The sequence below is a fragment of the Acinetobacter sp. CIP 51.11 genome (assembly GCF_000369665.1).
Lineage (GTDB): Bacteria > Pseudomonadota > Gammaproteobacteria > Pseudomonadales > Moraxellaceae > Acinetobacter > Acinetobacter lwoffii_S.
On the sequence record NZ_KB850129.1, the window covers coordinates 1,165,488 to 1,191,170 of the forward strand.

The following is a 25,683-nucleotide window of genomic DNA, read 5'->3' on the forward strand; positions in this document are numbered from 1 at the left end:
CAGACATTAACGCTTCTACTGATCCATAAATCAATCTACTGTATGACCAATAAAATTTGTGTGCTATCTCAAATTAAAAAAGCCCTAAAATTAGGGCTTTTTTAATGAGATTAGAATCGCCAATTATAGAACAAGTCAATCGCACGCTCTAAAGACTGACTCGCTTCCAGATACAGGCGCTGATTTACCTGATAACGTAAAGTCAGCTTATTCACCGGTGTAAATACTCCAACTCCATAACGAAGATATAAATCAGGCGTAATATAACCAGTCACAGAAACCTGGGTATCATCTCCTGTACCTTGGGCATCCAGAGCTAGACCAGTTAAGCCAAAACTGCGCCCGATCTGGTTGGTCAGTGCGCGGGTGCCACCCAAGCCCAGACTAATCCCCGCAGCAGCGATCGTATTATTCACATCGGATCTAAATCCTTCAGCCTGGCTTAAACCAGATACACCTTCATTGACACGGCCGGTAATCAAGGCATTCAAGGCTTCCTGTTCTGACAGGCCTGCATCATTATAAATCTGAATACTTGGACTCGATGCAGTCCCTGTTACGCGCACTCCAACTGTACTACCCTGAACCGATTTATTGGCATCAATGTCCAGTGTCGGATTGGTAAGTTCACCATTAAAACGTGCGATAGCACGATTCAGGTCCAGACTTTGACCATAGGCTTCGATTTTCACCCGCTGTGATACCCCGATTGCACCATTGGCACGCATTGCGGTTTCCAGCCCCCGCTGTGACAGATTGACTCGACCCAAGAGTGGAATACGACTGTCAAAGCCCTGAAAGATCACCTGATTCCCTAAAGAAACGGCGACATCTGCCCGGATATCCCAAGGACGTGCAGACTTCAAGATCGCCAGCTGATCATCACCTTCACGCACGACACGTACATCTGAAGATAAACCAACTACAGGTTCTGAGGCTTCAGGCATTGAAATCAATGCCCGCGGTACATCGACTGTGCCACTCAGACTCAGTTTTTTATTAAATGGATACATGTCCAGGGTCAAATCAGGTGTCACCACAGCAGTAATTAATGGGGCCTGACGAATCAGCAGATTGTCACCTTGCAGTTTTAACTGCACCCGCGGATCGCCTTTCCAGTCCACAGAACCGGTTAATTTACCCACACCACGACCACTGTTGAATGCCCCATTGATGCTGGCAGAATTCTGACGTATGGATGAATAAAGTTGTACATTGGTCAAGTTCACCGGCAAGGAGATCATGCTGATCGAAGCATCTTTGACCCGAACCTCACCTTCGAGTAAAGGATCCGTTAAAGTTCCACTAATTTTTCCGGCATAAGATAAAATCCCGTCCAGATTACGGATGTCCTGAATAAATGGCTTAAAGACCTTGAGCTGTACCTGGTTAAAGGCTATTTCACCACGCATCGGTTTACTGTCACGATATGGATCAATGATGACATTGGCATAGCCGGTTCCGATATCTGGTGTTTTGACATCCAGACGAAGCTGCAAGCCATCTGCCACACTTTTTGCGACCAACCCGACTTCATCATATTTGAGTGTAGAGCCCAAATAATCTGGATCCTCAGAAGATAAGCCCACCACACCATTACGCGTCACCAGACGTGCATCGATTTTAGGTTTAGCGCCTTGCGCCCAGGCAGCCTTGGCATAACCATTGACTTTCCCTGTTAACGCCAATCCATCAGGCAGGAATGCACTGAAGTCTTCCAGATCAAGGTTTTGAGTAATAAAAGAGGCACTGCCACGGGTTTTGTTGACCCGAATCGGCTGATCAAAACACAACTGGCTTTGCTGACTCATCCAGCAATGAGCACCAACAAACAGATCCGATTGAGCACTGTTATAAATCACTGCTGCATTTTGACGCTGCACCAGACGAGCACGTAAAGAGTCGAAATCACCTTTTTGAATCTGACCCAGCCAGTTATTTTGGGCATTAAAGCCACCGGCGAGCTGCACAAAGAATTTTGACAGGCGGTTTTCTGCCTGCACTTTGAGAATGTGCGCAGCACGGGTACCGGCCAGTGATATCTCACCGCGTACAATCTCGCGTGAACCGCTACGCAGGCGATCCATTGTCGCGGTCAATAAGGTTGGTGTGCTTTGCGATGTTGGCAACTGTCCGCGAACACGAACTTTCTGCACGCTAAACAGGTTTTTAAAAGCAAAATTATCGATAGATAGATTAGCTGAAGCCTGCAATCGTGGCTGCGCCTGCATATTGATATAGCCCTGCGCACGACCTCTTAAGCCCGGATACAATTCAAACAGGGCCGGCGCATTCACTTTTAGTTGGAGGTTTTGTGCATTACCGGTCGCCTGAATCTGGTTGCTGGCATAAGACAGGAACAGGTTATTGGCTTCAAACTGCTGTGGTACAAAACCGCGCTGATTTGAGTTAATGATGACCGATAAATTACCTGTGCCACGTACCGGTTTGTTATTCAGCATACCGGCCAGATTCAAGCGTTGAATCTGAATGCGTTTTAGGGTATCTGACCAAACGCCTTGGGTTTGCACATTGCCTGACAATTCGCCTTTGAGTTTGGCATTAAAATATTGCGGCTTAAAGCGGATTAAGGATGCATTGATATCCCAGCCAATGCCATTCGCCAGATTGACCAGACCGCTGGCATTAATCTTGCCAGCCACACCATCATGACGCAATTCATTTATCTTCAACAGTTCCGGGGTGCCTGAAACGCGCAGTTTCAGCATACCCTGACTGGCTTTAAGCTGGCTGGCATTTAAAGCACCATCATAATTGACCGCGTAACCTTTAAATCCGCCACCCGCTTTTTCATTATGGAATAACAAGGCAATGGTACTGTTACCGGTCAGACGTACGGTTTCATTTTGCTCTGCCAGTCGTCCGGTCAGGTCGACACTATTCAGTTTGATAATCTGCTGATTCGGTTGCGCATAACCATTGGCTTTAACTTGGCCATTCAAACGATCTACCGGTGAAGCTGCGGCAATACTTTGAGTATTCAAATTTTTGGCATTTAATACCGCGGTCCATTTTAACTGACGTTTTTCCTGTGGCAGTTCAATCCGTGCATTGCCGCTTAAGCTGCCTGCTGCATTGGCGCTGTAATTAAAGCTCGGCACATTCAGGATATTCTTGTTCAGATTGAGCTTGGCTTGGTACATGCCTGCAGGTAGAAGTCCTTCTTCATGCTGCTCGACTTTAGTGGCCACATGAATATTCTGTCGGCCTTCGACCAATGCCAATTTGACATCGCCAGACTGACTGCTGAGCCAGCCCACATAAGGTACGGCGCGATCAATATTTTTCCAGGCAACATCCAGCAGCATTGGTTGTACTTTATTGCCTTTGACCGGGTTTTGATCCAGCTTCAGATTCCAGCTTTCATAGCGATCAAAATCAACCAGTCCGGTAAGGTGCAAGCCATTTTCCAGGTTACCCGCAGAAGCAATATTCGCATCCAGACTTGGCGGCAAGAAATCTTGTACGACTTGCGGAATGCGCTCATGTTTAGGATCAATCCCGTTCAAACGCCCAGCAAGATCCCAGCTAACCCGGTCTTTCCAGCCTACTGTCCCGGCAAGGCTAACTGCACCTTTCATTAACTGACCATTCAGATCGGTAATATTCAGCTGATTGACCAGATCGGTATACATCACCGCACTATACTGGCCTTGCGGAATATTTTCCCCAATCAGGTCAGTCTGGACGTTCAGGTCCAGACGCTTGATATCGCCATTAAACTCGGCAATGCCATCTTTGGTAAACAGTTTCTGTTCGGCCAGAATAGGCCAATGATAATTCTTGAACTTCAACTCGCCGCGCATCGGTACCTGAGGACGCATCGGATGCACGATAACCCAACCCGTTAATAAATCGGGTGTATTGGTCGCTACGCCAGCCTGAATCGTGTCCAGTGTTCCGCGTGCCCGCACCTGAATATCATGAATATTCAAGCTGTCTCTTAAAGAAGGCAGATTGACGATGCCTGTGGCATCTAGAGGATATTTGCCTTCAAACTGCATTTTACCCGTGGCTTCACGTACCGACAGATAGCCCATGTCCATACGGGAATCTTCAAAATTTAATTCGGTACCAGACCAGAGTGCCTCATTTAGTTCAATATTATAGAAATCGACTGCATTGGTCTGGGTTTTAATCACCAGATGATCGAGTAATAGATGATCAACGCGCAAGATAAAAGGCAAACGGATAGCATTAAACTTGAACGGTTCGCCCGTTGAAGGTCGCTTGTTAATAATTTGCAGATTGAGGACATCGGCTTCAGTCAGATGAATTTCTTTTTTGACAATCGCGCGCCAACCCAGCTTGACATCAGCACGATCAATTTTGACATCGACTGGTTTCAGGCTGACCAGCACATTTTTAAGAATAATTCCGCGCCATAAATTGCCGCCTTCATATTCATATTGAATAATTTGCTGACGTTCCAGCACCTGATCCAGCAGAAATTTACTGCCCTGATTGGTCGAAAACAGTAGAGCCAACACAGACAGCAGAAAAATCAGCGAAAAAAGCACCGACAATAGGATGCTTCTGAATATACGGCGCTTTTTCGGCACAACGCTATCTTGTGGTTCTTGTTCTGGCTGTGGTTGGTTCTCGACCATGATCTACCCAAATAACTATTTTTTAAAATGATGTTTTATAACTGTGATCCAATAAAGAAATGTAAACGAATCGGATAATTGTCATCAGACAGTCCAGTCGCAACATCTATACGTATTGGCCCAATCGGTGAAGCCCAACGCACACCCACACCCGCGCCATATTCGGTCGGATTACTGAATTCTTTATTATAGGCATTTCCGGCATCTGCAAAGACCGCAGCACGCCAGCCTTCCTTAAACTGATAATTATATTCTAATGAAGCCACGCCCAAGGCCTGACCACCTACTTTAAAACCGTCAATTTCCGGAGAAAGGCTCTTATAATCAAAACCGCGGATACTCTGGTCACCCCCGGTAAAATATCTCAGGTTATACGGCACTTTGGCAAAATCTTCAGTAAAGATATAGCCTGCATCGGCACGACCCACAAACTGATGGTCTGCATTTTCACCCAATGAATAGATAAAACGCCAGCCCGCATTCACAATGGCCATATCTGCATCAGAGAGTAAAGCCTCACTACCCAGTTCAATCTTATAGGTCTGCTTAAAACCTTTGGTTGGGTTGACCCGACGATCGCTCTCGGTACGTGAAACTTCATAACCGACTAATAGCGATTGCTGCTCATCTTCGGTATTAAAGCGAAAAGCTTCTGGAATCTGGTTAAAATCGACAGAACCATCCTGCTTCAAACGATCCAGACGATAACGTGCGCCAAAAGTCCGCTGCCAGCTACCACGTGGATTCTTGATAATCCGGTCTGCACCTAAGACTGCCGATTCAATCAACAGGCCTTCACCCTGTGCGACGCCTTCACGCTCTTCACGCTCATAACCACCCACAATACTGACATAATCATTCAGCGGATGGTGATAGGGAATATTATAACGTCCATCAATCGACTGACGGATGCCAGATAACTCCATGTTGGCATCAAACGAATGTCCGCGCTTGTTCACAATGGCACGACGATATTGACCACGTAAGCGGATATCGGTATCTGTGCCATAACCCAAACCCACTTCAGCACTATTTAAACGGTCTGCATTTAAAGTCACAATCACTGGAATCTTTTTCTCTTCCCGTGCCTGTACTTTTAAACGGTCCTGTTCATTCTCTTTGGTTTGCTGCTCAACCCGTAAAGTTCTTAAATTTGCGCTTTCCTGATCGCGGCTACCGGCAAACTGGTCTTCATCTACGACATTCTGGGTCACTTCCTGAGAAGAGGATACCGAGCGAGCTGGTTGCATAGTAGCAGCCTGATCTTCAGTCCGTTTCTGTTCTTCAATCAGGCTTTGAATATCGGGTGCCAGTTCCAGCTCTTTATCAAGCGGATCAGGGCGAATCGCATCCACCAGAGTATAGTTAAAATAACGTGAGTTGGTCAGATTATTGGCCAAGCCATTCACCCGCCAGAAGGTATAATCTGCACCATCTGTCCAGGTGACCAGACTTTCCAGTACGTCTCGATCCAGCGGAAATTCCTTTTCAGGATCGCTCATTCTGAACTCGACATTGCCTAATTTATAACGTTCACCCGTTTCAAAACGCAGATTCACATCGGCGGTGTTTTGTGGCTGGGCAATCTTCACATCATGCAGACGCCAGAATGAATCAAAATAACCATTGTTATTGGCTGCTGTGGTAATGCGTGTCTTGGTTTTTTCATAATTGCCATGATTGAAAATATCGCCTTCTTCCTGTTCAGGTAAAAGACTGATGACCTGGAATTGCGGCTGTTCGGCGCCCTCTCCAGTAAATTCAATATTTTGACTGCTAATCAGGACAGGTTCATTCGGGGTCACAAAAACCCGAACCCGACTGTCAGAGATTTTTTCAAACCTGAACTGAGCATTATAATAGCCCACCGCTTGCGCTGCCTGTCTGGACAAGGTGCGTAATTGCGGCAAAGCCGAATTAAAGTCGCCAAAAGACTCTTGGGTAAAACTGGATAATTTGGCTTTGACATTATTTCTTAAATTCAGATGGCCTTCAGGCACATCTTTACGATTCAGCATACCGTTACTTTGCGCCACACCTTGCCCATTTATGATCACCACATCTGCACTAATGCGGGGAACTCTTGCGGTCATGATCTGACGTGGAGGACGGATTTTATAAAATAGTCGTTTGAACAGATTCGGACGTTTATCATCCTCAGCGACAAGCTGACCTGGCACTTCTGGCAAGGTCAATCCGGCTTCATTATTTTGTACAATAATCTGGCTGTCAGCCTGAATCGATTGCATCAACTGATCGACATTAACCGGCGCCTGATTAATTTCCAGCAGTTCTTGCTGGCTGATATCGGCCACCACCGTTTCGCTGGTCTGACTATTGCGATAGTTTTGTGCTTCCTGTTTGGCTTGCTCGGCTACCTGATAAATTTCATTGGCCATGTTCTGATCAATAGTCTGTACTGGCAGATCTTCCAGATCATCAAACTCGATCGGCGTAAATTCACCCAGACCAGATCCTGCATTTTGCTGTTGTTCCAGCATCAACATGCTGTCAACTGGTACTTCCGGCTCCAAGGCTTCTTCAATTTTTTCTTCCGCTTCCGTTTTGGACGTGGCCACACCCTGACGAATCGCTTCTTTAGATAGCTCGTCCACCATTTCTGCCTGAGAAATGGCCACGGGTGTTTCGGGCTGTTCAGTTTGTGCCATGCTCTGATGGGATAACATCATAAAAAATATGCTCATACACAGCTGCATACCACTATGCTGTGGTATGAGAGGTCCCATACTGCGATTTAGCATCGTTTTTTTAAAATTTTTCTTTGCAGGCATAGCAAACTCTAAACGAATACATTCTTTAATTGATTATTTGACCGAAAAATATAAGCTAAGGAGCTTAATTAATTGGTTTTTACCTTTACATGGCTGAAAGTATCTTACATGATTTTTCTCAATGTTTACGCATAACTGACATTTCTTAATAAAACTTAATGTAGCACGGCCTATATGAACAAAAATGAACATTTGTTAGCTTCTCGGCGCTTTTTACCGATGTTTCTGACGCAGTTTTTTGGTGCATTAAACGATAATGTATTTAAACAGGCGTTACTGCTGGTTATCACTTATGGCTGGATTCAACAGCAATCGGCCAGCATCAGCACATTGAATAATCTGGCGGCTTTACTATTTATTCTGCCTTATTTTATTTTTTCAGCTACTGCCGGTCAGATTGCCGACAAATACGAACGTTCACAGCTGATTCGCTATCTCAAGCTTCTGGAAATTGTCATCATGTTGCTGGGAACTATCGGTTTCCTGATGGGCAATTTATGGATTCTGTTATTTGCCTTATTCCTGATGGGCACCCAGTCCACTTTCTTTGGTCCGATCAAATATGCCATTTTACCGGAAGTACTGAAACTAGATGAACTAATGTCCGGCAATGCCCTGTTCCAGTCCGGAACTTCTCTGGCAATCCTGTTCGGTATGATTCTGGGCGGAGCAGTTATTGCAGCGTCTGCTGGCAACCTGATGTGGATCAGTTTAACCATCATCAGCATCGCCTTGATTGGTTATATATCCAGTCGTTATATCCTTAAACAAAGCATTCCCGCACCTGAGCTGCAAGTCGACTGGAATTTTTTTCGCACCAGCTTGCAGACCTTGAAATATGCCAAAGGCTTACCTTTGGTTTTTACTATTTTACTGGGCAATTCATGGTACTGGTTTTATGGTGCAACCTATCTAACCCAAATTCCACAGCTGACCTTACAAAATCTGCATGCCTCGGAAAATGTCGCCAGTCTATTGCTGACGTTCTTTTCTGTCGGAATCGGACTAGGGTCATATTTATGCCGAAAAATTGGTGGCAGTGAAGTCAATATCAAAATGGTGCCTTTTGGTGCGATTGGTCTGGTGATCTTTGCCCTGTATCTGGCCGCAAGTCTGGCCTTTGTGCCAGTACGTAGCGGCGAGTTAATCGGTCTGGCCGAAGTGTTTCAGCAAGGCTGGAGTTATTATCATGTAATGCTGGCTGTCACCTTGCTCGGCATTAGTGGTGGTTTTTATATTGTTCCGCTGTATGCCATGATGCAGGCGCATTCGCCTCGCTCACATCGTGCGCGGGTGGTTGCAGCAAATAACATTTTGAATGCCGTTTTCATGGTATCTTCTGCTATATTCTCGATTATTATTTTAAGTGTTTTAAAGCTTGATCTTAAAATACTTTTTTGTATTACCGCAGTATTAAGCGGCCTGTTTACTCTCTGGCTACTTTACCGGCTGAAACCAATGATCAAAACTGCAAAAGCGCCCTTGGAGGATTAATTCATGCGTCAATATACAGGTCTCGATAAACTGATTCACTCTTTTGACCAGGCATTACGCAGTCTAGTCCCGGGCACGACTTCGGCCCAACGTGAAAATCCGGCCCAACCGGTAGAAACACAGTTAACCGTCAGTGATGCACGTCATGTGGCAGGTTTAATGCGGGTCAATCATAGTGGTGAAGTCTGTGCACAGGCGCTGTATCATGGTCAGGCCATGACGGCGAAACTCCCGAATGTGCGTCGCGAAATGGAACAGGCAGCGATTGAAGAACAGGATCACCTGGCTTGGTGTGAAGACCGCTTAAAAGAACTGGATAGCCATACCAGTCTGCTCAATCCGGTCTGGTACGGTCTTTCCTTCGGTATGGGTGCAATTGCCGGGATCGCAGGCGATAAATACAGTCTGGGTTTTGTGGCTGAAACAGAACGTCAAGTCAGCATGCATTTACAACATCATATTAGTCAGTTGCCACCGCAGGATGAACGTTCTCGTCGTATCTTGGAACAGATGAATGAAGATGAACTGCATCATCGGGATACAGCTTTAAACGCTGGCGGTGTAGATTTACCCGTTCCAGTCAAGATCGCCATGACCGGCATTTCCAAGTTGATGACCAAAACCAGTTATTTTATTTAAATAAGACGGTTTCAGTTTGAGCCCACTCATTTGTGGGCTTTTTAATATGTGTCAAATCTTGAGCGAGATAATAGTAACTCAAGGCATATAGCGATCTTATTACTTATAAGCTCTATAAAATAATAGAGAGTCCCCCACAGCATCCTTTAATCTTTTTTGCTCATTTCAGAAAGCAGGTCCAGCTGGATTTCCTGAATTTGCGCCAACCGTTCCCATTGATGCAGCAACAGATGATCTAATTTTTCATGCAAATGCTGAATTTCCAGTTCGGCTTTTAAGTTGATCTGATAATCATTTTGCGAACGTAAGCGGTCTTTGGCTTCCTGTCTGTTCTGGCTCATCATAATAATAGGTGCCTGAATCGCCGCGAGACAGGACAGAATTAAATTCAACAGAATAAATGGATAAGGATCGGCAGGTTGTGTCACCATCACCACAGTATTTATCGTAATCCACAGCCCCAAGAAGATTGCAAAACAAATCAAAAAAGTCCAGCTTCCACCAAAAGTTGCAATTTTATCGGCGAGCCTTTCTCCCAAGGTCCACTTTTGCTCTAAGGTCGTTTCCACATTTTTAGTGATCAGTTCATGCTGATGCATGCTATGAATCACTTCGAACTCAAGGTCAGTCACTTCACCCTTTTCCGAACTTAATAATGAATGTACATACTGTATACGGTACCGGGTTAAATCTACCTGGCAAATATAATCTTGCGGTGTCCAGCCTGGAATATCCCTGGCAATCTCTTCGGTAATGACTTTTCTGACTGTTCCCATCGGGGTGAGATTTTTCAGAAGAAAGTGCTTGCCGCATACCAAGCATTTATGGCTTTCATGTTTTTCTTTCATGATAATTCTCTTTTTAAACCGGCTCACTCAGCTATTATTTTGTTCGATATGTTTGATTTGCTTTAGTCATTTTTACCATTCGTAAATCAATTATGTATCAAGTGCGTCTGATTTCTTGAAATTATGAATCTCACTTCGATTTTATCTTGGATTGATAAAATGCTCAGCCAAGCGCACGATGAGCTGATCATTCAAGATAATTTTCAGATCGATTCAATCCTACTATCTATACATGACTTAAATTTACTATAATCATGATGATAATAAAAAAGGGGCTTCATTGTGCGCCACTCATACCATCTTGAAAAACATTATATCGAACGTGCGGGCTGGCTTCGTGCAGCTGTACTGGGGGCAAATGACGGGATTATTTCGGTCACCAGTCTGGTGGTGGGTATTGCAGCCAGTGGAGCATCCACGGAAATTTTATTGGTGACCTGTGTTGCCGGATTGATTTCTGGCGCCGCATCAATGGCGGCCGGTGAATATATTTCGGTTAAATCCCAGCAAGATATTGAAACCAATGATCTACTCATGGAAGAGCGCGAACTGCAGCGCCATCCCACGCATGAGTTAAATGAGCTCAAAACGATTTATATACAACGAGGTCTGGAACCTGCTTTGGCACAACAGGTCGCTGAACAGCTGACCGACCATAATGCCTTGGATGCCCATGCCCGGGATGAAATTGGTATTTCAGCACATACCTCTGCCCAACCCTTTCTCGCTGCATTTTCTTCGGCTATGGCATTTACGGTAGGTTCATTATTTCCTTTAATTTCAATCATGATTTTACCGGAACATTATCTGGATAAAGGCGTCATGCTGATTGGTGTTTTAAGTTTGGGGATGATGGGCGCACTGGCAAGCTATGCCGGTGGAGTAAGTGTCTGGAGAGGTGCAGTTCGGGTCATGCTCTGGGGAATTATCGCCATGTTATTCAGCGCCTGGATCGGATCATTATTTAATGTGTCTGTTGCCTAAATATGTGTTTATTTTTTAGTTAGACACAGAATAGGATTGAACGGTTCCTCTATTACCATCACTGAAAAATGTTTTTTCAAAAACTAGCGGCTCTAACAAAACTTGAGTTTAATTAATATATGTTCGGTTTTAATTTAGATAATTAAAGCCAAAGATCTATGCCCGAGAGGTATTGTTATGGAAACTACCATCATTCTTGCCATCTTGGCGATCATTATCGTATTGCTGATCATTTTTTATAACAAGAAAAAGTGAAATAGCGATGATGCTTTTTTACTGCTTTGAGGGTTTTTACTAATCTTAGAGTAAATTCCAGAGCTTTAATCAATCAAATATTAATTCCCTGTTGGGAAACCATGAAATCCTCATTGGATTACATAAAGAATCCCGAGGATTAAAATCACAGAAACCACAATTTCCAATATTTTCATTTTTAAATGACTTCTAAACTTAAGCATCTCATCTTATCTGAATTTTCTTTTACTCTAAAAACAAAAAACTGCATCATAAAAAAAGCCTGATCTTGCTTGATCAGGCTAGTTAACCATTCGTACTAGATAAATTGTATTAGCAGAAAATTAGGTGATTTGATTCAAATCAGCTGTTCAACTGTTGGAAAGCTATGTGATCCATGTTCAAACATGGCATCATGCCAAACATCAAACATGGGCACTTTCACATCCAGAGCCAAGGGCAATTTTTTTTCATTAAACTGCATATGCTTAAGATCTGATCCCCAGGCAATCAAATCAACATCCAAAGTAATCTGATGGGATGGACGTACTCGCCCTGATTCCTGTTCCAGCTGTTTGAGCAACTCAATCATCTCCTCACTGGACACCGAACTTCGCAATAAACACGCTGCATTCCAGTAATCTGCGCCGATGCCATCGCGGCAAGGAATCATATAAATGGGAGAAAACTGAACTTCTCCCCATTCAGAAATACGTTGCTGTGCAGCTTGAAAATGTTGCTGAGGATGACAATTACTCGCTAATGCTAGGGCGAAAATCGTTTCGGTGGCGTTCAAGACGTATCCCTACAGAATTGGCTTGCGCGATAATGGCAGGCTTACGGATCGTAATATTAATCGATTCAATTGCTGTAAAGGTAGTAAAAAGTGCATTCAGCACTAACTTTGCTGCATGTTCAATCAATTCAGGCTTGGCGTCTTGAATGACTTTGCTGGAAATCTCACAAATTTCTGCATAATTCAGTGTATCTGCAAGTGCATCTGAGTTTGATGCCTGTTCTAAATCGGTTTGAATGGTCAAATCCAGCATTAGAGGCTGAATAATTTGACGCTCCCAGTTAAAGCAGCCCACGACTGTCTCAACCTTTAAACCTTCAATAATAATGGCGTCCATTGGATTGCTCGAGAATATGATATTTACAACTAATCTCCCTAAATCCCTCTTTTATAAAGAGGGGTTTTTATCGCTTATACTTTATCAAGCAATGAGACACTCCTCCCTTTAGAAAGGGAGATTGGGAGGGATTAAATTAATGCTTTAACAGCAGATTCGGATCCATGCTCTGTACCATCTGCAAACGCTGATCGGCATAGATGTCGGTATACGGCGCCAGAATTCGCATGAAACGGTCAAAATACAACATTTGCTTGAACAGCAAGGCAAAGTCACGCGGGAAGCGGATCCCGTGACGTTCACCCACAGCCACCATATCCATCATGATATCGTTCAGGTCAGCAGGATTGGACGTTAATAATTCCTGCGGATCCGCCATCAATACACCGCTAAATAAGCGTTCCAGATCAGCAGCCAAGACTTTGGTGTCAATCTGCACAGCGGTCATACCCATTTTCAGCATGTTTTGCGCCATCAGCTCATAATTGGTATGTTGCAATGAATCCATAAATGCCATACAGGCAGTCCATACCTCAGGCTTGAGCTGACCGACAATACCGAAATCAATAAAACCGACACGGCCATCTTCAAGTAGCATCAGGTTGCCTGCATGCAGATCGGCATGGAAACTGTTACACATCATCAAGCTGCCAAACCAGGTATTCATCGCGGTAATGAGTACTTGAGATGGATCTTTAGATACTTTTTTGACCACTTCAAAATCTGTCAAAGGCACACCGTATAAACGCTGCATGGTGAGCACACGACGGGTCGAATATTGATGATAAACCTTAGGTGCAGTCGCTGCCTGATTGTTGGTGATATTCAGGTAATTGACGAAATCATCCAGATTCTGGGCTTCTTCGATAAAATCGACTTCGCGCACCATACGGGTTTTGATTTCTTCGACAATATCAGCCAGTGAAGCAAACTTGACTTTCGGGACTGCTTTTTCCAGCAACTTGGTTGCCCAATGCAGTACATTCAGGTCAGTGTACAAAATGGTTTCTACACCTGGTTTTTGTACCTTAATCACGACATCTTCGCCAGACACCAGTTTGGCTGCATGTACCTGTGCAATAGATGCAGAGGCTAATGGCGTTTCATCAATCGATGCAAAGATTTCGTCGAGATTACGCCCTGCAAATTCAGAGGCTAAAACCTGCTGGATATAACTAAACGGCAAGCGTGGTGTCTGATCCAGACAGCCTTGAAATTCTTCAACGTATTCACGTGGAAACAGCGACGGCGTACTGGCAATAAACTGACCAAGCTTGATATAAGTCGAACCTAAGGATTCAAAAGTTTCACGCATCAGTTTGGCATTGCTCGGCTTTTCAGTGGCATATTTAAAGCCCGCCTTTGCCGCAACGACTGCTGTTTCTCCCATACGGGCAACTGAACGTATTCCATCTAACCAGATATTGTTTTTCATAATGTCTTAGGAAAAATTAATTAAACGCAGTGTAGCAAAAAAAATTCACTTTGCAGGCTTATCTTGCCTGACAGATTAGGCAATCTGTATCTTTTTCGAAAGTGAGAATCCGCTGCTTAAAACTCATACCATCCCACAACAACAGCTTTTGTCGAAGTGGCATCTGGCCCAATCCCAGATATAACAAGGCATGATGTGCCTGCAAACTGGCCATCACATTCGGGGTAGTCGCCAGTACACCGGAGTCTGCACAGCGCAAACTTTCATCGGCCTGATTTTCTGGCGGGAACAGGCAGGCATAACAGGCAGAATCCCCTTCGACCATAAACAGCTGGCCTTGCAAGCCAATCGCAGAGGCACTCAATAAGGGCACATTCAGCTCCACGCAAATGTGATTGACCAGATAGCGTGTGGCAAACTGATCACAACCATCCAGTACCAGATCCTGATGCTCGATCACACTTACTGCATTGTCAGCCGTTAAGGCCTGATTGATATATTCAACCTGTACGTTCGGATTAACCTGACTCAGTCTTTTGGCGAGAGTTTCTGCCTTATAAAATCCAATATCCTGCGGCATAAATGCCAGTTGTCGCTGTAAATTACTCATCTCGATAGTATCTGGATCGATCAGGGTAATTTTTCCCACACCTGCGCGTGCCAGAAGTTCTGCCAGTGTACAGCCAATCCCGCCACAACCAATAATGCAGACATTAGAAAATTTTAACCGCTCCTGAGCGTCAATATCCCAGCCATCCAGAAGAATCTGACGGCTATATAGATGCAATTCAGCATCAGTGAGTTCAAATTCTGGGGAGGTGGCATCCATGTTAAATGTAGACAACGTCTTTCCTTGTTTCGAAAATTTTTAAAAGCGGTGGCAAAGATTAGCTTTACCGAAGTGTTTAAGTACTGATAAATTTCTGGAATATCAATCTCACAGTCAATTTACAGCATATCAATAAATGGTTCGGCCATCGTTGATGGCAAATAGCATATCAGCTAAACGCTCGGTATCAAGCTGCAGCGGCTATGGCTTGGCAAGATTTTTTGAATCACCTCAATTCAATGGTTCCGGCAAACAGCTTTTTCTAACTTATAAAAGGTGTCAGACCTGAAGTTTTTAAAATCTTTGTTATTAAATTTCCCTGTAAATCGAGCTGTCTTGTTTAGCAATTCTGTAGTCTCTGCCTATATTTGAGTATGAAAATGTATGAGTTCAGTGAGACCTAAGGCATCTGTCTCTAAATATGATTAATCTGAAAATACCAAGCAATCTTTTCAGCTTTCATAAAATCGTATGGAGAACATACATGACCGAGCATAACAATACTCAACATGATAATCGTGAAAAATTATGGGAATTGATCAAGGATGTTCGTTACACCATGATCAGCCATTTAACCGACACACATGAAATACACTCCCAGCCGATGACCATGCTGAACTCCGAGCAGATGAATGAACGTCAAAACTTATATTTCATCCTGCGTAACACCAATGATCTGGTCAAAGCAGCAGAAACAGGCCGTGGTCAGATTGGTCTGTCTTTTGCAAAACCATCAGATGGTATTTACGTGTCGATTAGTGCACATGCCCAGATCAGTACTGACCGCATTCTGATTGAACAGTTGTGGAATCCGTGGGCTGAAAACTGGTTTGAAGGCAAAGATGATCCTACCGTACGGGTATTGATTGCTGAAGCAATCAGCGCAGAATATTGGAATGTGACAGACAACAAAGTCACCCAGCTTTTTAAAGCCTTAAAAGGCGGCGTAACTGGTGAAGCGGGCGAACCGCATGCAGAACATCAAAAAGTGAATCTACAAAGTAATATCTGGTAATGAATGAGATTTAGCCTCTTGAAATTAAGAGGCTAATTTTTTGATATATTTAATTTTAAATATCAATGTAATTCCACTGTAATGACATAAAAAATTATAATTTTTGCTTGCCTTAATCTGCTCTCTTAAAAATATAAGCTTGGGAAAATCAGCTCAATATCTGACTAAAATTTAAGTAGAAGATTTATTTCCTAAAAAACCAAAAGGCTGCCATGGCAACCTTTTAGCATTCAATCAAAAAACTAATTTGAGAAACTAACTAACTAAATTAACTGACTCGCTTCATCTCTTGGACTTTGGCTATTTCCTGCTGTTTGAGTAAATTGCGCTGAATTTTGCCGCTCGATGTTTTAGGCAAAGCTTCTACAAACTCAATCTCTTTCGGATAGGCATGTTTGGATAAGCGTGAACGTACATAACTTTGCAGTTTCAACATTAAATCTTCAGTAGCAGGATAAGCCGATTTAAGCACTACAAAGGCTTTCACAATTTCTGTTCGTTCTGGATCTGGCTTTCCAACGACTGCGGATTCAAGCACTTCCTCACATTCAAGCAAGGTACTTTCTACATCAAAAGGCCCAACCCGATAGCCCGAGGTTGTAATGACATCGTCTGCACGCCCAATAAAATCAATACCGCCATATTCATTCAGCTTCACGGTATCACCAGTGAGATAATACTGCCCGACAAATGACTTGCGGTTATGCCCTGCATAGCCTTCAAACCACATCAAAGGTGAAGCTGAACAGTCGATAGCAAGTGTTCCAATACCGCCTTTTTCTACTTCCTGATGTTCTTTGTTCAATACAGCAAAACGATGCCCAGGAATGGCAAAACCAGCTGAACCGACTTTTTTATAATGCTCCAGGCCATGATGATTGGCGATCACCATACCCAGTTCAGTCTGTCCATATTGATCGTAAATATTCACATTTAAATCATGATTGAACCACTGAATTACTTCAGGCGTGAGCGGCTCACCCGCACTACTTACCACGCGTAAATGCGAACTGATGCCTGCATCAAATTTTTCTTTAAAGCCAAAGAACATGCGAAATGCGGTTGGCGAACCGGTCAAGTTACTGACCTGATATTTTTGAATGATTTGTACGGCATTATCGACACTAAAGCCACGTTCATCCATGATGATGCTGTGCCCTAAACTGAGCGGCCCTGCAATGCCATAATACAGTCCATACGCCCAGCCCGGATCTGCCAGATTCCAGAAGGAATCTTCATCTCGCAGATCTACAGCGTGCAGCATATAACCCTTAAAGGCCAACAAGGCTTTTAAAGGCACAGGAACCGATTTCGCCAAGCCTGTGGTGCCTGAAGTAAACATCATCAGGAAGACATCATTAAACTGGCAATTTACCGGTTCAAACTCTTCCGGTTGTTGCTGTAAGGCTGTCCAGAAATCCGCATCTTGATAGTCATCTGCCGCTGCCTGATGCACAGTCAGAATATTCGGGACATTGAGATCATGGAGTTTCAGTCGCTGCTCTTCATCAGTAACAATCAACTGGGTATTGGCGGTACTGATGCGATGTTCAATGGCTTTGCTTTCAAAGGCAGTAAATAAAGGTTGGTATATGGCACCGATCCGCCAGGTGGCCAATATGGTAATTAAGAGTGCTGGCGTTCTTGGCAGCAATCCTGCAATACAGTCACCGGCCTTTAAACCCAGAGAATGCATATAATTGGCCAGCTGTCCTGAAGCCACGGCCAGTTGTTCAAAGGTCCACTGCTCTGCGTCTCCGTTTTTGCCTTCCCAAATCAGTGCAGTTCGGTTTTGACCCAAGTAGCGACCACAGCATTCGGTATACGCATTGATGTTCTCTGCACTTCCAACCAGATGTTCTTGAACCATATTTTCAAAATTAAAATCAGCATATGCCTGTTCTAGTGTCTTCATGACGACAACCTCTTTCCTGTTGTAGTTTTCAGGCGACCTTGCCTGAGTTTGTCCATTTGTATTTGTTGTTCCTGCTGATTCCATCAGCATACTTTCTCAAATCTGCATTCATGCCCTATGGCTAGAACATGAATAAAGCTTATTTTTCGATTATTCGCACTGTATGTCTTTAGATCCTCATGTTCAGTTGAATCCTGCAATTTCCATAGCCATCAATGTAAGTGCAGGATTTGAACATCAATCAAAGTCTGTTTTTTTAAATTAAAAATCAGCGTTGACACACTTCACGCGCAATCACCAGTCGTTGAATATCTGATGCACCTTCATAAATCTGGCTCACTCGCACATCACGATAAATTCGCTCGACCGGAAAATCAGAGACATAACCGTAGCCACCATGAATCTGAATCGCATCTGAACAGACTCGCTCTGCAATGGTCGATGCAAACAGTTTTGCCATCGATGCTTCTTTTAGACACGCCAAGCCTGCATCTTTTAAGGTTGCAGCATGCAAGACCAGTTGTCGCGCTGCTTCAATTTGTGTTGCCATATCTGCGAGTCTGAATGCCACAGCCTGATGCTGCACAATTTCCACACCAAAAGCTTTACGATCATTGGCATATTCCACTGCGGCATCCAGCGCAGCCCGCGCCATGCCGACAGATTGTGCTGCAATGCCGATCCGACCCGATTCAAGATTTGATAAAGCAATTTTATAGCCTTCACCTTCCTGCCCCAACAAGTTGGCAGCAGGAATTCGGCATTTATCCAGAACGATGGTCGCGGTATCGGAACAATGTTGACCCATTTTCTCTTCTAGACGTGACACGATATAACCCGGTGCATCGGTCGGCACCAGAAAGCATGAAATACCCTTTTTCCCTGCAGATTTATCGGTCACAGCAAAGACTAGTGCAATCTGTGCATGTTTACCTGTCGTGATAAACTGCTTGGTGCCATTTAACACCCATTCATCGCCATCACGTTCGGCTTTACATTCCAGCGAGCTGGCATCCGAACCGGCCTGAGGTTCTGTCAAACAGAAACAGCCGAGCCATTCACCTGTTGCCAGTTTGGTGAGATATTTCTGTTTTTGTTCCTCTGTGCCATAACGCTGAGTAATGCCACAAGGCAAAGAATTCTGCACACTGACAATCGTCGAGATTGCACCATCACCTGCGGCAATTTCCTCAAGCGCCAAGACCAGTGACACATAATCCAGACCTGCACCGCCCCATTCTTCAGCCACTGTCATACCCAATGCGCCAAGCTCACCGAGTTCTTTAAGTTCTTGTGCTGGGAATTGTGCCGTTTTGTCGCGTAAGGCCGCTGTCGGTTTCAGTTTCTGCTGCGAATAATTGCGCATCATGTCCTGAATCATTTTTTGTTCATCATTTAAAATCATCGAACTTCCCTTTCTATATCTATTTTATTTACTTCAAGCTTTTTACTATTGAGATCGTTGGCACGTCGGATAAGGCGGCATGGATGTCGCCTGCGAAACTGAGATACAGGGATGTATCTTCAGTTTCGCAAAGGATTTTTGTTTCTTTTGATCCTTCAAAAGAAAATGCATGCTTAAGCAAATTCATTTAAATTCAATGAGAAATTGGTAGCTGTGCAAATCATCATGTCCTATATAAATCGAAAACTTATTTAGGCTGCATACGGATTGCGCCATCCAAACGAATGACCTCACCATTCAAATAACTATTTTCAAAAATATGCCCCACCAATTGGGCGAATTCCTGTGGTTTTGCCAGACGTGGTGGAAACGGCACCATTTGCCCTAAAGCATCCTGGACATTTTGCGGCATGCCTTTCAGCATCGGAGTTTCCATAATGCCCGGCGCGATGGTCATGACACGGATCGCTTCACGAGCCAGTTCACGTGCCAAAGGTAAAGTCATTGCGACGACTGCACCTTTGGATGCCGCATAGGCAGTTTGACCAATTTGGCCGTCATAAGCGGCAACCGAAGCGGTATTCACAATCACGCCACGTTCTTCTTCACCAGCTTGCAGCTCATATTTTGCAATTAAAGCCGCCGCATGACGCAACATATTAAAAGTACCATTTACATTAATATTGAGCACTTTTTGAAACATGGCTAATTCATGGATGCCGTTACGACCCAATACTTTGGCAGACGGTGCAATCCCGGCACAGTTGATCAGACCATTCAGTTGACCATACGTACTTTCAACATGAGCGAAGAAACTTTCAATGGCTTGTTCATCGGTAACATCGAGCTGTACAAACTCAGACTGTGCACCCAGTTGCTGCTGTAGTACTTCACCCTGTTCCTGATTCATATCGACCAGAATCACTTTGGCACCGTGTTCAACCAGATGAGTCGCTGTGGCTGCACCCAAACCTGAGGCACCACCGGTGATCACAATAACTTTTCCCTGAATGTTCATGTTTATTTCCTAGCGATTTTTCTATTTCAGATACGACTTAATATGCAGAGTAAACAGAGTTTTTATTCTGTACAATTTCCAAATATTGCATCTTGCATGATGTATTTGGACAATGAAAACAAGGATGTCAGACTGAATATGCATAAGCCTGCACTGGAATATAGCAAAGGCACCATCTCGATTGACCTGGTGAACGAAGCATTGCTGGATGCCAAACGGCTGCAATTTGATATCCCTGCCATTCTGAAAAAAGCCAATATCCCAGCAGAAGTATTGAATGCTCCCAAGGCACGTGTATCCGTTAGCCAATTCGCCCAATTATGGACTGTGCTTGCAGACAGCATGAATGACGAATTTTTTGGCATGGACAGCCATGCCATGCGTCGTGGCAGTTTTAAATTGCTTTCGAAAATGGTTATGCAGGCAGATACACTGGAAAAAGCGCTGCAAAACATTCTGCAATTTCTCAACTTGGTTTTGGACGACCTGCAAAGCACGCTCATGGTTGAGGAACACTATGCCTATATCGTGATTTATGATTTAAAAGCAACCAAACGCATGTTTAGTTATGCGACTTATCTGATGCTGATTCATACCCTGATCTGCTGGTTAAGTGGACAACGGATTTTACTTAATCAGATTCAACTCAAATGTGCAGCTCCCCTGGATGATTTCGACTATAAAGTTCGGTTCTGTGAACAGATTGAATATCAGGCCAGCGAAAATTACGTGCAATTTGATGCAAGCTATCTGCAATTGCCGATTAAACAGGATGCTCAGTCCTGGTATCAGTTTATTCAGCAAACCCCACAAAATTTATTGGTGCGTTTTAAAAACCCCTATGCCTTGAGCACCCAGATTCGCCGTCAATTACTGCAAGTTTCACCGGCAGAATGGCTGGAACTGAATGAACTGGCCTTAAAAATGAATATGTCTGAAGCGACCATGCAACGGCGTTTAAAAAGTGAAGGTGTCAGCTATCAACAGTTAAAAAATGAGATACGCCGGGATACCGCCATTGAATTGCTGACCCGTACTGAACAAAGTTTACAAGAGATTAGCGATCAGCTTAATTTTCAGGAATCCAGTGCATTTCATCGTGCATTCAAAAAGTGGACTGGCGTCAGTCCAGGCGCGTATCGACAAAATAATATTAGATAATTTATATAAACTTAGACTTCAAAAATATTACCTAAAAATACTTGGATTCTAAGCATTTATTTTTATTATGATTATATATTTCAAGCCCCAAAACATATATTAGCAGGACTACACAGTCACCCGGAAAGCTTTGCAATTTATCCGAGAATAGATTATTTTTCATTCAATTTATAGCACTTTTGCTATTGGCTGTACTCTCCATTTTCCTTTCTAGTTGAAGGTATCTCCATGTTAAAGATGACTGATGTGCTTGGGCAAAATCTTGTTCAAAACTTCTCTAAAGCTTTATTTTCTTCGACTGATCTCATCACAGAACAGTTGAATCAAGGGATTTTAAATGCATCGGATGCAGAACTGAAAGATGCAATTTTGCACTTCTTTAACCAGATAGATGCTGTGGAAGCGGCTCAGGCCCTTGAAATTCCAGCAGAACGTATAAGTGGATTACAGGAAGGTATTGCCTTGAAAGATGAAAAATATCTGGCAGATACTTTGAAAGTTGTGGCACTTTGTCTGGCAATGGAAACCGGTAGCCTAGATCAGGTAGAAGTCTATGACTGTCTACAGGATTATCCGATGTAATTCTTTTTAAGAATTCCTCGAAAGCGATGCTCTGGCATCGCTTTTTTTGTTTTTAGTTATACTGCGTTGGCTTGATGTCATTCAAAATACTTAAGGTTTCAAATGCAGTCAGGAATTTATAAAGAAAAAATCCAATAAAAAAGCGACCACATCGGTCGCTTTTTTATAGAGAAGAATTACAGATTAATGGGGCCACTGCGCCAAAGTCACACGATCATTACCGCCATAATCTTTAACCGTGCGGACTTGCTTATAACCTGCTTGTTTAAATAGATGTTGTACGGCATCTGCCTGATCATAACCATGCTCAAGCACCACCCAACCATTCACAGTCAAATGCTTCTTGGCTTGTAGAATAATCATTTCAATATCGGCCAGACCCTTTTTATCTGCCACCAGCGCACGTTCCGGCTCAGTCGCCAGATTCTGCATATGCACATCATCAGCGTCGATATAAGGTGGATTCGATACAATGGCATCAAAGAATTGACGGCCAAATGGTTTCAACCATGAACCCAGAACAAATTCTACATTCTCAATATCATGTTGTTCCGCATTATATTTCGCCACCTCAAGCGTAGGCTCGTAGATATCGGAAGCCGTTACTGTCCAGTTAGAACGTTCAGATGCCAGTGATAAGGCAATTGCGCCAGTACCTGTACCCAAATCTACTACACGGGCATCTTCAGGCAGGTCTAACTTCAATACCGTCTCAACCAGTACTTCAGTATCCGGACGTGGCACCAAGGTATCTTTGGTCACTTTGAGGTCCAAAGTCCAGAATGGCTGTGAACCAGTGACATAAGCCAAAGGCTCACCGGCAGCAATACGCGCCAACCCGTCTTTATACGCTTGTTCCTGTTCCGGCGTTAACTCCTGATCCTTTTTCATCAGCAGATCAAATGAATCAATCTTGGTGATGTGTTCCAATAACCAGGCATTTTCCTGACGTTCGTAACTTTCAGCTTCGCCGCGTAAAGCCAAGGCTTGTAAAATATTCATTATCCACCATTCTGCTGTGCAAGCATGGCCAACTGATCCGCCTGATATTCGCGGTGCAGACTATCCAGCAATTCGGTCAAATCACCTTCCATCACGGCATCCAGCTTGTATAAAGTCAGGTTAATGCGGTGATCGGTCATACGACCTTGCGGATAGTTATAAGTACGGATACGTTCCGAACGATCACCCGATCCCACCAGGTCACGACGCATTTCCGAGGTTGCTGCATCTGCTGCTGCACGTTTGGCATTTTCCAAACGTGATACCAGCAGTGCCATCGCTTTGGCCTTGTTCTTATGCTGTGAACGCTCTTCCTGACATTCCACTACGGTGCCAGTTGGAATGTGGGTAATACGTACTGCAGAATCGGTTTTGTTAACGTGCTGACCGCCTGCACCTGAAGCACGATAGGTATCAATGCGCAAATCAGATGAGTTGATTTCGACCGAGGTATCAACATCAATTTCAGGAAGAATCGCAACGGTACATGCTGAGGTATGCACACGGCCTTGTGATTCGGTCGCTGGTACACGCTGTACACGATGCGCACCACTTTCAAATTTTAGACGACCGTAAACACCGTCACCATTAATCAGGCAGATGACTTCTTTATAGCCGCCATGTTCGCCTTCATTTTCAGAGAGGATTTCAATACGCCAGCCTTGGTTTTCCGCATATTTACTATACATACGGAATAAATCGCCTGAGAAAATCGCAGCTTCATCGCCACCGGTTCCGGCACGAATCTCAAGATAAGCCGAGTTGGCATCATTCGGATCTTTCGGAATCATCAAGATGTTCAGATCAGCTTCAAGCGATTCAATTAAAGCTTTATTCTCTTTAATCTCTTCCTGCGCCATTTCCTTAAAGTCCGGATCTGACAGCATGGCCTGAGCCGTTTCAATGTCTTCTTCCGCCTGTCTGTACTTGGTCCAGACATTAGTGATTTCTGTTAAGTCATTATGCTCACGTGACAATTGACGGAAGCGCTTATTATCAGAAATGACTTCTACATCAGCCAGTAATGCGGTCAATTCTTCATGGCGGTCAGAGAGTTGGGCTAATCGTAAACGTAACGATTCTTTCATTTTCTAAAAAATCTCAAACATAGGCTGCGACTAAAAACCGATTTAGCACAGCGAAATCAAAAAATTGCGCCTAGTTTAACGACTCTGGCTTCTAATGAACATCATTATTGAGTAAGTCCGCGTTGCTATCATTCGTGCTCTACAGCATTTGTTAACAAATATGATTAAAAACAGTGGAATTGCTTTTTTTATAGTCGATCTTATTCTTATTTCTTGCTGATTTTACAATTCGCCAAATAAAGCAGGGAATTATGAAGAAACATCTTCATATTGTTTTGGGCATGATTTGTTACATTTTCCGCATCGAAATAACTACAGTCCTGTAGATGGACACGGAGTGATGACATGAAACTCAACGCACTTTTAATGAGTACAGTTTTAGCTGCTGGTTCAATGATGACCGTAAACGCACATGCCGACAGTACAGCGCGTGTTGCAGCAGCAAGTGCTTTAGGTAGTGTTGCAGGTACAGCATTAGGTAAAAACATGGGCGGTAACACCGGCGCAACCATTGGTGCTGCTTTAGGTGGTGCTGGCGGTGCAGCAGTTGCAAGCAGCAAGAAAAACCGTACTGAATCTGCCATTGGTGGTGCCCTAGGTGGCGGTGCAGGTTATACCGTAGGTAAAAATATGGGCGGTACTAACGGCGGTTATATCGGTTCAGCTTTAGGTGCTGCCGGTGGTGCTGCACTAGGTAACAAGATTGCCAAAGATAAAGCAGCTGAAAAACGCTCTAAACACTGGAAAAAACGTTACCGTTAATTTGCGCTCAGGCAGTTTAGACCAGACGCTACATTTAACATGAAAAGCACCTTTTGGTGCTTTTTTTATTGTGGCTTGAATACGTGAATTTTCAATTAATACATGAAATTACCCTGCCCACATCATGAATCAATTAAGGAGATAAAAATCACAATTCGCCAACATTGCCTCCATGCTGTTTGGCGCTTGCTAGATTAAATTTATCTCATCAACAAAATATAGCTAGATATATAAAAGGTGTCCTCATGAACTATAAATCTCTAATGATCGCTGTCGTAGCAACCTCAGCCATGGGTATGACAGCTGCCAATGCAGGCAATACAACCAATACAGCTTTAGCTTCTGCTTTGGGTGGTGTCGTTGGTGCCGCAGTAGGCAATAAAATGGGCGGTACTACTGGTGCAACAATCGGTTCAGCGATTGGTGGTGGTGCGGGTGCCGCAGTAGCAGCAAATAAACGTGACCGTAATGGTGCGATTATCGGTGGTGCTTTAGGTGGCGGTGCAGGTTATGCAGTTGGCCGAAACATGGCAGGCACCAACGGTGGTTATATCGGTGCGGCACTGGGTTCAGCAGGTGGCTCAGCTTTAGGTAAGAAAGTCAGCGAAGACCGTCGTTATGATGACCGCAGCGAACGTCGCTATAACTCTTCTCGTAACTACCGTTATAACGATTATCGCTATAACAACCGTCGTCGTTAAAATTCTCTCCCCTTA

Annotated in this window: 20 protein-coding genes; 8 read left to right on the plus strand and 12 right to left on the minus strand. The window is 43.9% G+C overall.

Features of this window, described 5'->3' with window-relative positions:
- Positions 1-110: 110 nt before the first annotated feature.
- Together F894_RS09280 and F894_RS09285 are read right to left on the minus strand one after the other, a co-directional pair.
- A complete protein-coding gene (locus F894_RS09280) occupies positions 111-4,631 on the minus strand; it encodes a translocation/assembly module TamB domain-containing protein (protein WP_005247245.1) in 4,521 nt (1,506 codons plus the stop codon).
- Between the two features lie 35 nt (positions 4,632-4,666).
- On the minus strand, positions 4,667-7,423 hold the full coding sequence (locus F894_RS09285) for an autotransporter assembly complex protein TamA (RefSeq protein ID WP_005247246.1): 2,757 nt from the start codon (positions 7,421-7,423) through the stop codon (positions 4,667-4,669).
- A gap of 174 nt (positions 7,424-7,597) precedes the next feature.
- Between F894_RS09285 and F894_RS09290 the strand changes: the two genes are divergently transcribed.
- On the plus strand, positions 7,598-8,917 hold the full coding sequence (locus F894_RS09290; RefSeq protein ID WP_005247247.1) for an MFS transporter: 1,320 nt from the start codon (positions 7,598-7,600) through the stop codon (positions 8,915-8,917).
- Positions 8,918-8,920: 3 nt separating this feature from the next.
- Positions 8,921-9,556 (plus strand): 2-polyprenyl-3-methyl-6-methoxy-1,4-benzoquinone monooxygenase, encoded by a 636-nt coding sequence (gene coq7 / locus F894_RS09295; protein ID WP_005247248.1) that lies wholly within the window; start codon positions 8,921-8,923, stop codon positions 9,554-9,556.
- Positions 9,557-9,702: 146 nt separating this feature from the next.
- On the opposite strand, the gene F894_RS09300 is transcribed toward coq7, so the two are convergent.
- Positions 9,703-10,404 (minus strand): DUF1003 domain-containing protein, encoded by a 702-nt coding sequence (locus tag F894_RS09300; RefSeq protein WP_005247249.1) that lies wholly within the window; start codon positions 10,402-10,404, stop codon positions 9,703-9,705.
- Between the two features lie 282 nt (positions 10,405-10,686).
- Here F894_RS09300 and F894_RS09305 point away from each other — a divergent pair, with 282 nt between their 5' ends.
- Positions 10,687-11,388 carry a VIT1/CCC1 transporter family protein gene (locus F894_RS09305; protein WP_005097209.1) on the plus strand — a complete coding sequence of 234 codons (702 nt, stop codon included), beginning with the start codon at positions 10,687-10,689 and terminating at the stop codon, positions 11,386-11,388.
- Positions 11,389-11,980: 592 nt separating this feature from the next.
- Here the strand turns inward: F894_RS09305 and F894_RS09310 are convergent.
- The 4 genes from F894_RS09310 to F894_RS09325 form a co-directional block, all read right to left on the minus strand.
- Positions 11,981-12,418, minus strand: a complete 438-nt coding sequence (locus tag F894_RS09310; protein ID WP_005247250.1) for a 2-amino-4-hydroxy-6-hydroxymethyldihydropteridine diphosphokinase — start codon at positions 12,416-12,418, stop codon at positions 11,981-11,983.
- Entirely contained in the window at positions 12,375-12,755 is a 381-nt protein-coding gene (gene folB / locus F894_RS09315; RefSeq protein ID WP_004645388.1) for a dihydroneopterin aldolase, read from the minus strand. Before folB ends, F894_RS09310 begins: the two co-directional genes overlap by 44 nt.
- 136 nt (positions 12,756-12,891) lie before the next feature.
- On the minus strand, positions 12,892-14,190 hold the full coding sequence (locus tag F894_RS09320) for an ABC1 kinase family protein (RefSeq protein ID WP_004278767.1): 1,299 nt from the start codon (positions 14,188-14,190) through the stop codon (positions 12,892-12,894).
- Positions 14,191-14,248: 58 nt separating this feature from the next.
- Positions 14,249-15,019, minus strand: a complete 771-nt coding sequence (locus F894_RS09325) for a HesA/MoeB/ThiF family protein (RefSeq protein WP_005247253.1) — start codon at positions 15,017-15,019, stop codon at positions 14,249-14,251.
- Between the two features lie 484 nt (positions 15,020-15,503).
- Between F894_RS09325 and F894_RS09330 the strand changes: the two genes are divergently transcribed.
- Positions 15,504-16,034, plus strand: coding sequence for a pyridoxamine 5'-phosphate oxidase family protein (locus F894_RS09330; protein ID WP_005247254.1), 531 nt, complete (start codon positions 15,504-15,506; stop codon positions 16,032-16,034).
- Between the two features lie 268 nt (positions 16,035-16,302).
- Here F894_RS09330 and F894_RS09335 read toward each other — a convergent pair whose 3' ends face one another.
- The 3 genes from F894_RS09335 to F894_RS09345 form a co-directional block, all read right to left on the minus strand.
- Positions 16,303-17,949 (minus strand): AMP-binding protein, encoded by a 1,647-nt coding sequence (locus F894_RS09335; RefSeq protein ID WP_005247255.1) that lies wholly within the window; start codon positions 17,947-17,949, stop codon positions 16,303-16,305.
- 268 nt (positions 17,950-18,217) lie between these two features.
- The gene (locus F894_RS09340; protein WP_005247256.1) at positions 18,218-19,354 is read right to left on the minus strand and encodes an acyl-CoA dehydrogenase family protein; all 1,137 of its coding nucleotides are present in this window, start codon (positions 19,352-19,354) and stop codon (positions 18,218-18,220) included.
- Between the two features lie 247 nt (positions 19,355-19,601).
- Positions 19,602-20,372 carry a 3-hydroxyacyl-CoA dehydrogenase gene (locus tag F894_RS09345; protein ID WP_005247257.1) on the minus strand — a complete coding sequence of 257 codons (771 nt, stop codon included), beginning with the start codon at positions 20,370-20,372 and terminating at the stop codon, positions 19,602-19,604.
- Between the two features lie 138 nt (positions 20,373-20,510).
- On the opposite strand from F894_RS09345, the gene F894_RS09350 reads away from it, so the two are divergent.
- Both F894_RS09350 and F894_RS09355 read left to right on the plus strand, forming a co-directional pair.
- Positions 20,511-21,533, plus strand: coding sequence for an AraC family transcriptional regulator (locus tag F894_RS09350; protein ID WP_212749439.1), 1,023 nt, complete (start codon positions 20,511-20,513; stop codon positions 21,531-21,533).
- Between the two features lie 228 nt (positions 21,534-21,761).
- Entirely contained in the window at positions 21,762-22,115 is a 354-nt protein-coding gene (locus tag F894_RS09355) for a hypothetical protein (RefSeq protein WP_005247259.1), read from the plus strand.
- A gap of 183 nt (positions 22,116-22,298) precedes the next feature.
- On the opposite strand, the gene prmC is transcribed toward F894_RS09355, so the two are convergent.
- Positions 22,299-23,117: a peptide chain release factor N(5)-glutamine methyltransferase gene (prmC, locus tag F894_RS09360; RefSeq protein WP_005247260.1), complete on the minus strand. Its 819-nt coding sequence runs from the start codon at positions 23,115-23,117 to the stop codon at positions 22,299-22,301.
- Positions 23,117-24,205 carry a peptide chain release factor 1 gene (gene prfA / locus F894_RS09365; protein ID WP_005247261.1) on the minus strand — a complete coding sequence of 363 codons (1,089 nt, stop codon included), beginning with the start codon at positions 24,203-24,205 and terminating at the stop codon, positions 23,117-23,119. Before prfA ends, prmC begins: the two co-directional genes overlap by 1 nt.
- Positions 24,206-24,550: 345 nt before the next feature.
- Here prfA and F894_RS09370 point away from each other — a divergent pair, with 345 nt between their 5' ends.
- The gene (locus F894_RS09370; RefSeq protein WP_004645401.1) at positions 24,551-24,967 is read left to right on the plus strand and encodes a glycine zipper domain-containing protein; all 417 of its coding nucleotides are present in this window, start codon (positions 24,551-24,553) and stop codon (positions 24,965-24,967) included.
- A 245-nt stretch (positions 24,968-25,212) separates the two neighbouring features.
- Positions 25,213-25,668, plus strand: coding sequence for a hypothetical protein (locus F894_RS09375; RefSeq protein WP_004278778.1), 456 nt, complete (start codon positions 25,213-25,215; stop codon positions 25,666-25,668).
- Positions 25,669-25,683 lie beyond the last annotated feature (15 nt).

Excerpts from the sequence above, each read along its gene's own strand:
- F894_RS09320 (WP_004278767.1), bottom strand. The coding sequence starts at position 14,190 with ATGAAAAACAATATCTGGTTAGATGGAATACGTTCAGTTGCCCGTATG.
- F894_RS09335 (WP_005247255.1), bottom strand. The coding sequence starts at position 17,949 with ATGAAGACACTAGAACAGGCATATGCTGATTTTAATTTTGAAAATATG.
- F894_RS09340 (WP_005247256.1), bottom strand. The coding sequence starts at position 19,354 with ATGATTTTAAATGATGAACAAAAAATGATTCAGGACATGATGCGCAAT.
- F894_RS09280 (WP_005247245.1), bottom strand. The coding sequence starts at position 4,631 with ATGGTCGAGAACCAACCACAGCCAGAACAAGAACCACAAGATAGCGTT.
- folB (WP_004645388.1), bottom strand. The coding sequence starts at position 12,755 with ATGGACGCCATTATTATTGAAGGTTTAAAGGTTGAGACAGTCGTGGGC.
- F894_RS09355 (WP_005247259.1), top strand. The coding sequence starts at position 21,762 with ATGTTAAAGATGACTGATGTGCTTGGGCAAAATCTTGTTCAAAACTTC.
- F894_RS09350 (WP_212749439.1), top strand. The coding sequence starts at position 20,511 with ATGCATAAGCCTGCACTGGAATATAGCAAAGGCACCATCTCGATTGAC.
- F894_RS09370 (WP_004645401.1), top strand. The coding sequence starts at position 24,551 with ATGAAACTCAACGCACTTTTAATGAGTACAGTTTTAGCTGCTGGTTCA.
- F894_RS09325 (WP_005247253.1), bottom strand. The coding sequence starts at position 15,019 with ATGGATGCCACCTCCCCAGAATTTGAACTCACTGATGCTGAATTGCAT.
- F894_RS09345 (WP_005247257.1), bottom strand. The coding sequence starts at position 20,372 with ATGAACATTCAGGGAAAAGTTATTGTGATCACCGGTGGTGCCTCAGGT.
- F894_RS09285 (WP_005247246.1), bottom strand. The coding sequence starts at position 7,423 with ATGCCTGCAAAGAAAAATTTTAAAAAAACGATGCTAAATCGCAGTATG.
- prfA (WP_005247261.1), bottom strand. The coding sequence starts at position 24,205 with ATGAAAGAATCGTTACGTTTACGATTAGCCCAACTCTCTGACCGCCAT.
- F894_RS09290 (WP_005247247.1), top strand. The coding sequence starts at position 7,598 with ATGAACAAAAATGAACATTTGTTAGCTTCTCGGCGCTTTTTACCGATG.
- coq7 (WP_005247248.1), top strand. The coding sequence starts at position 8,921 with ATGCGTCAATATACAGGTCTCGATAAACTGATTCACTCTTTTGACCAG.
- F894_RS09330 (WP_005247254.1), top strand. The coding sequence starts at position 15,504 with ATGACCGAGCATAACAATACTCAACATGATAATCGTGAAAAATTATGG.
- F894_RS09300 (WP_005247249.1), bottom strand. The coding sequence starts at position 10,404 with ATGAAAGAAAAACATGAAAGCCATAAATGCTTGGTATGCGGCAAGCAC.
- prmC (WP_005247260.1), bottom strand. The coding sequence starts at position 23,117 with ATGAATATTTTACAAGCCTTGGCTTTACGCGGCGAAGCTGAAAGTTAC.
- F894_RS09375 (WP_004278778.1), top strand. The coding sequence starts at position 25,213 with ATGAACTATAAATCTCTAATGATCGCTGTCGTAGCAACCTCAGCCATG.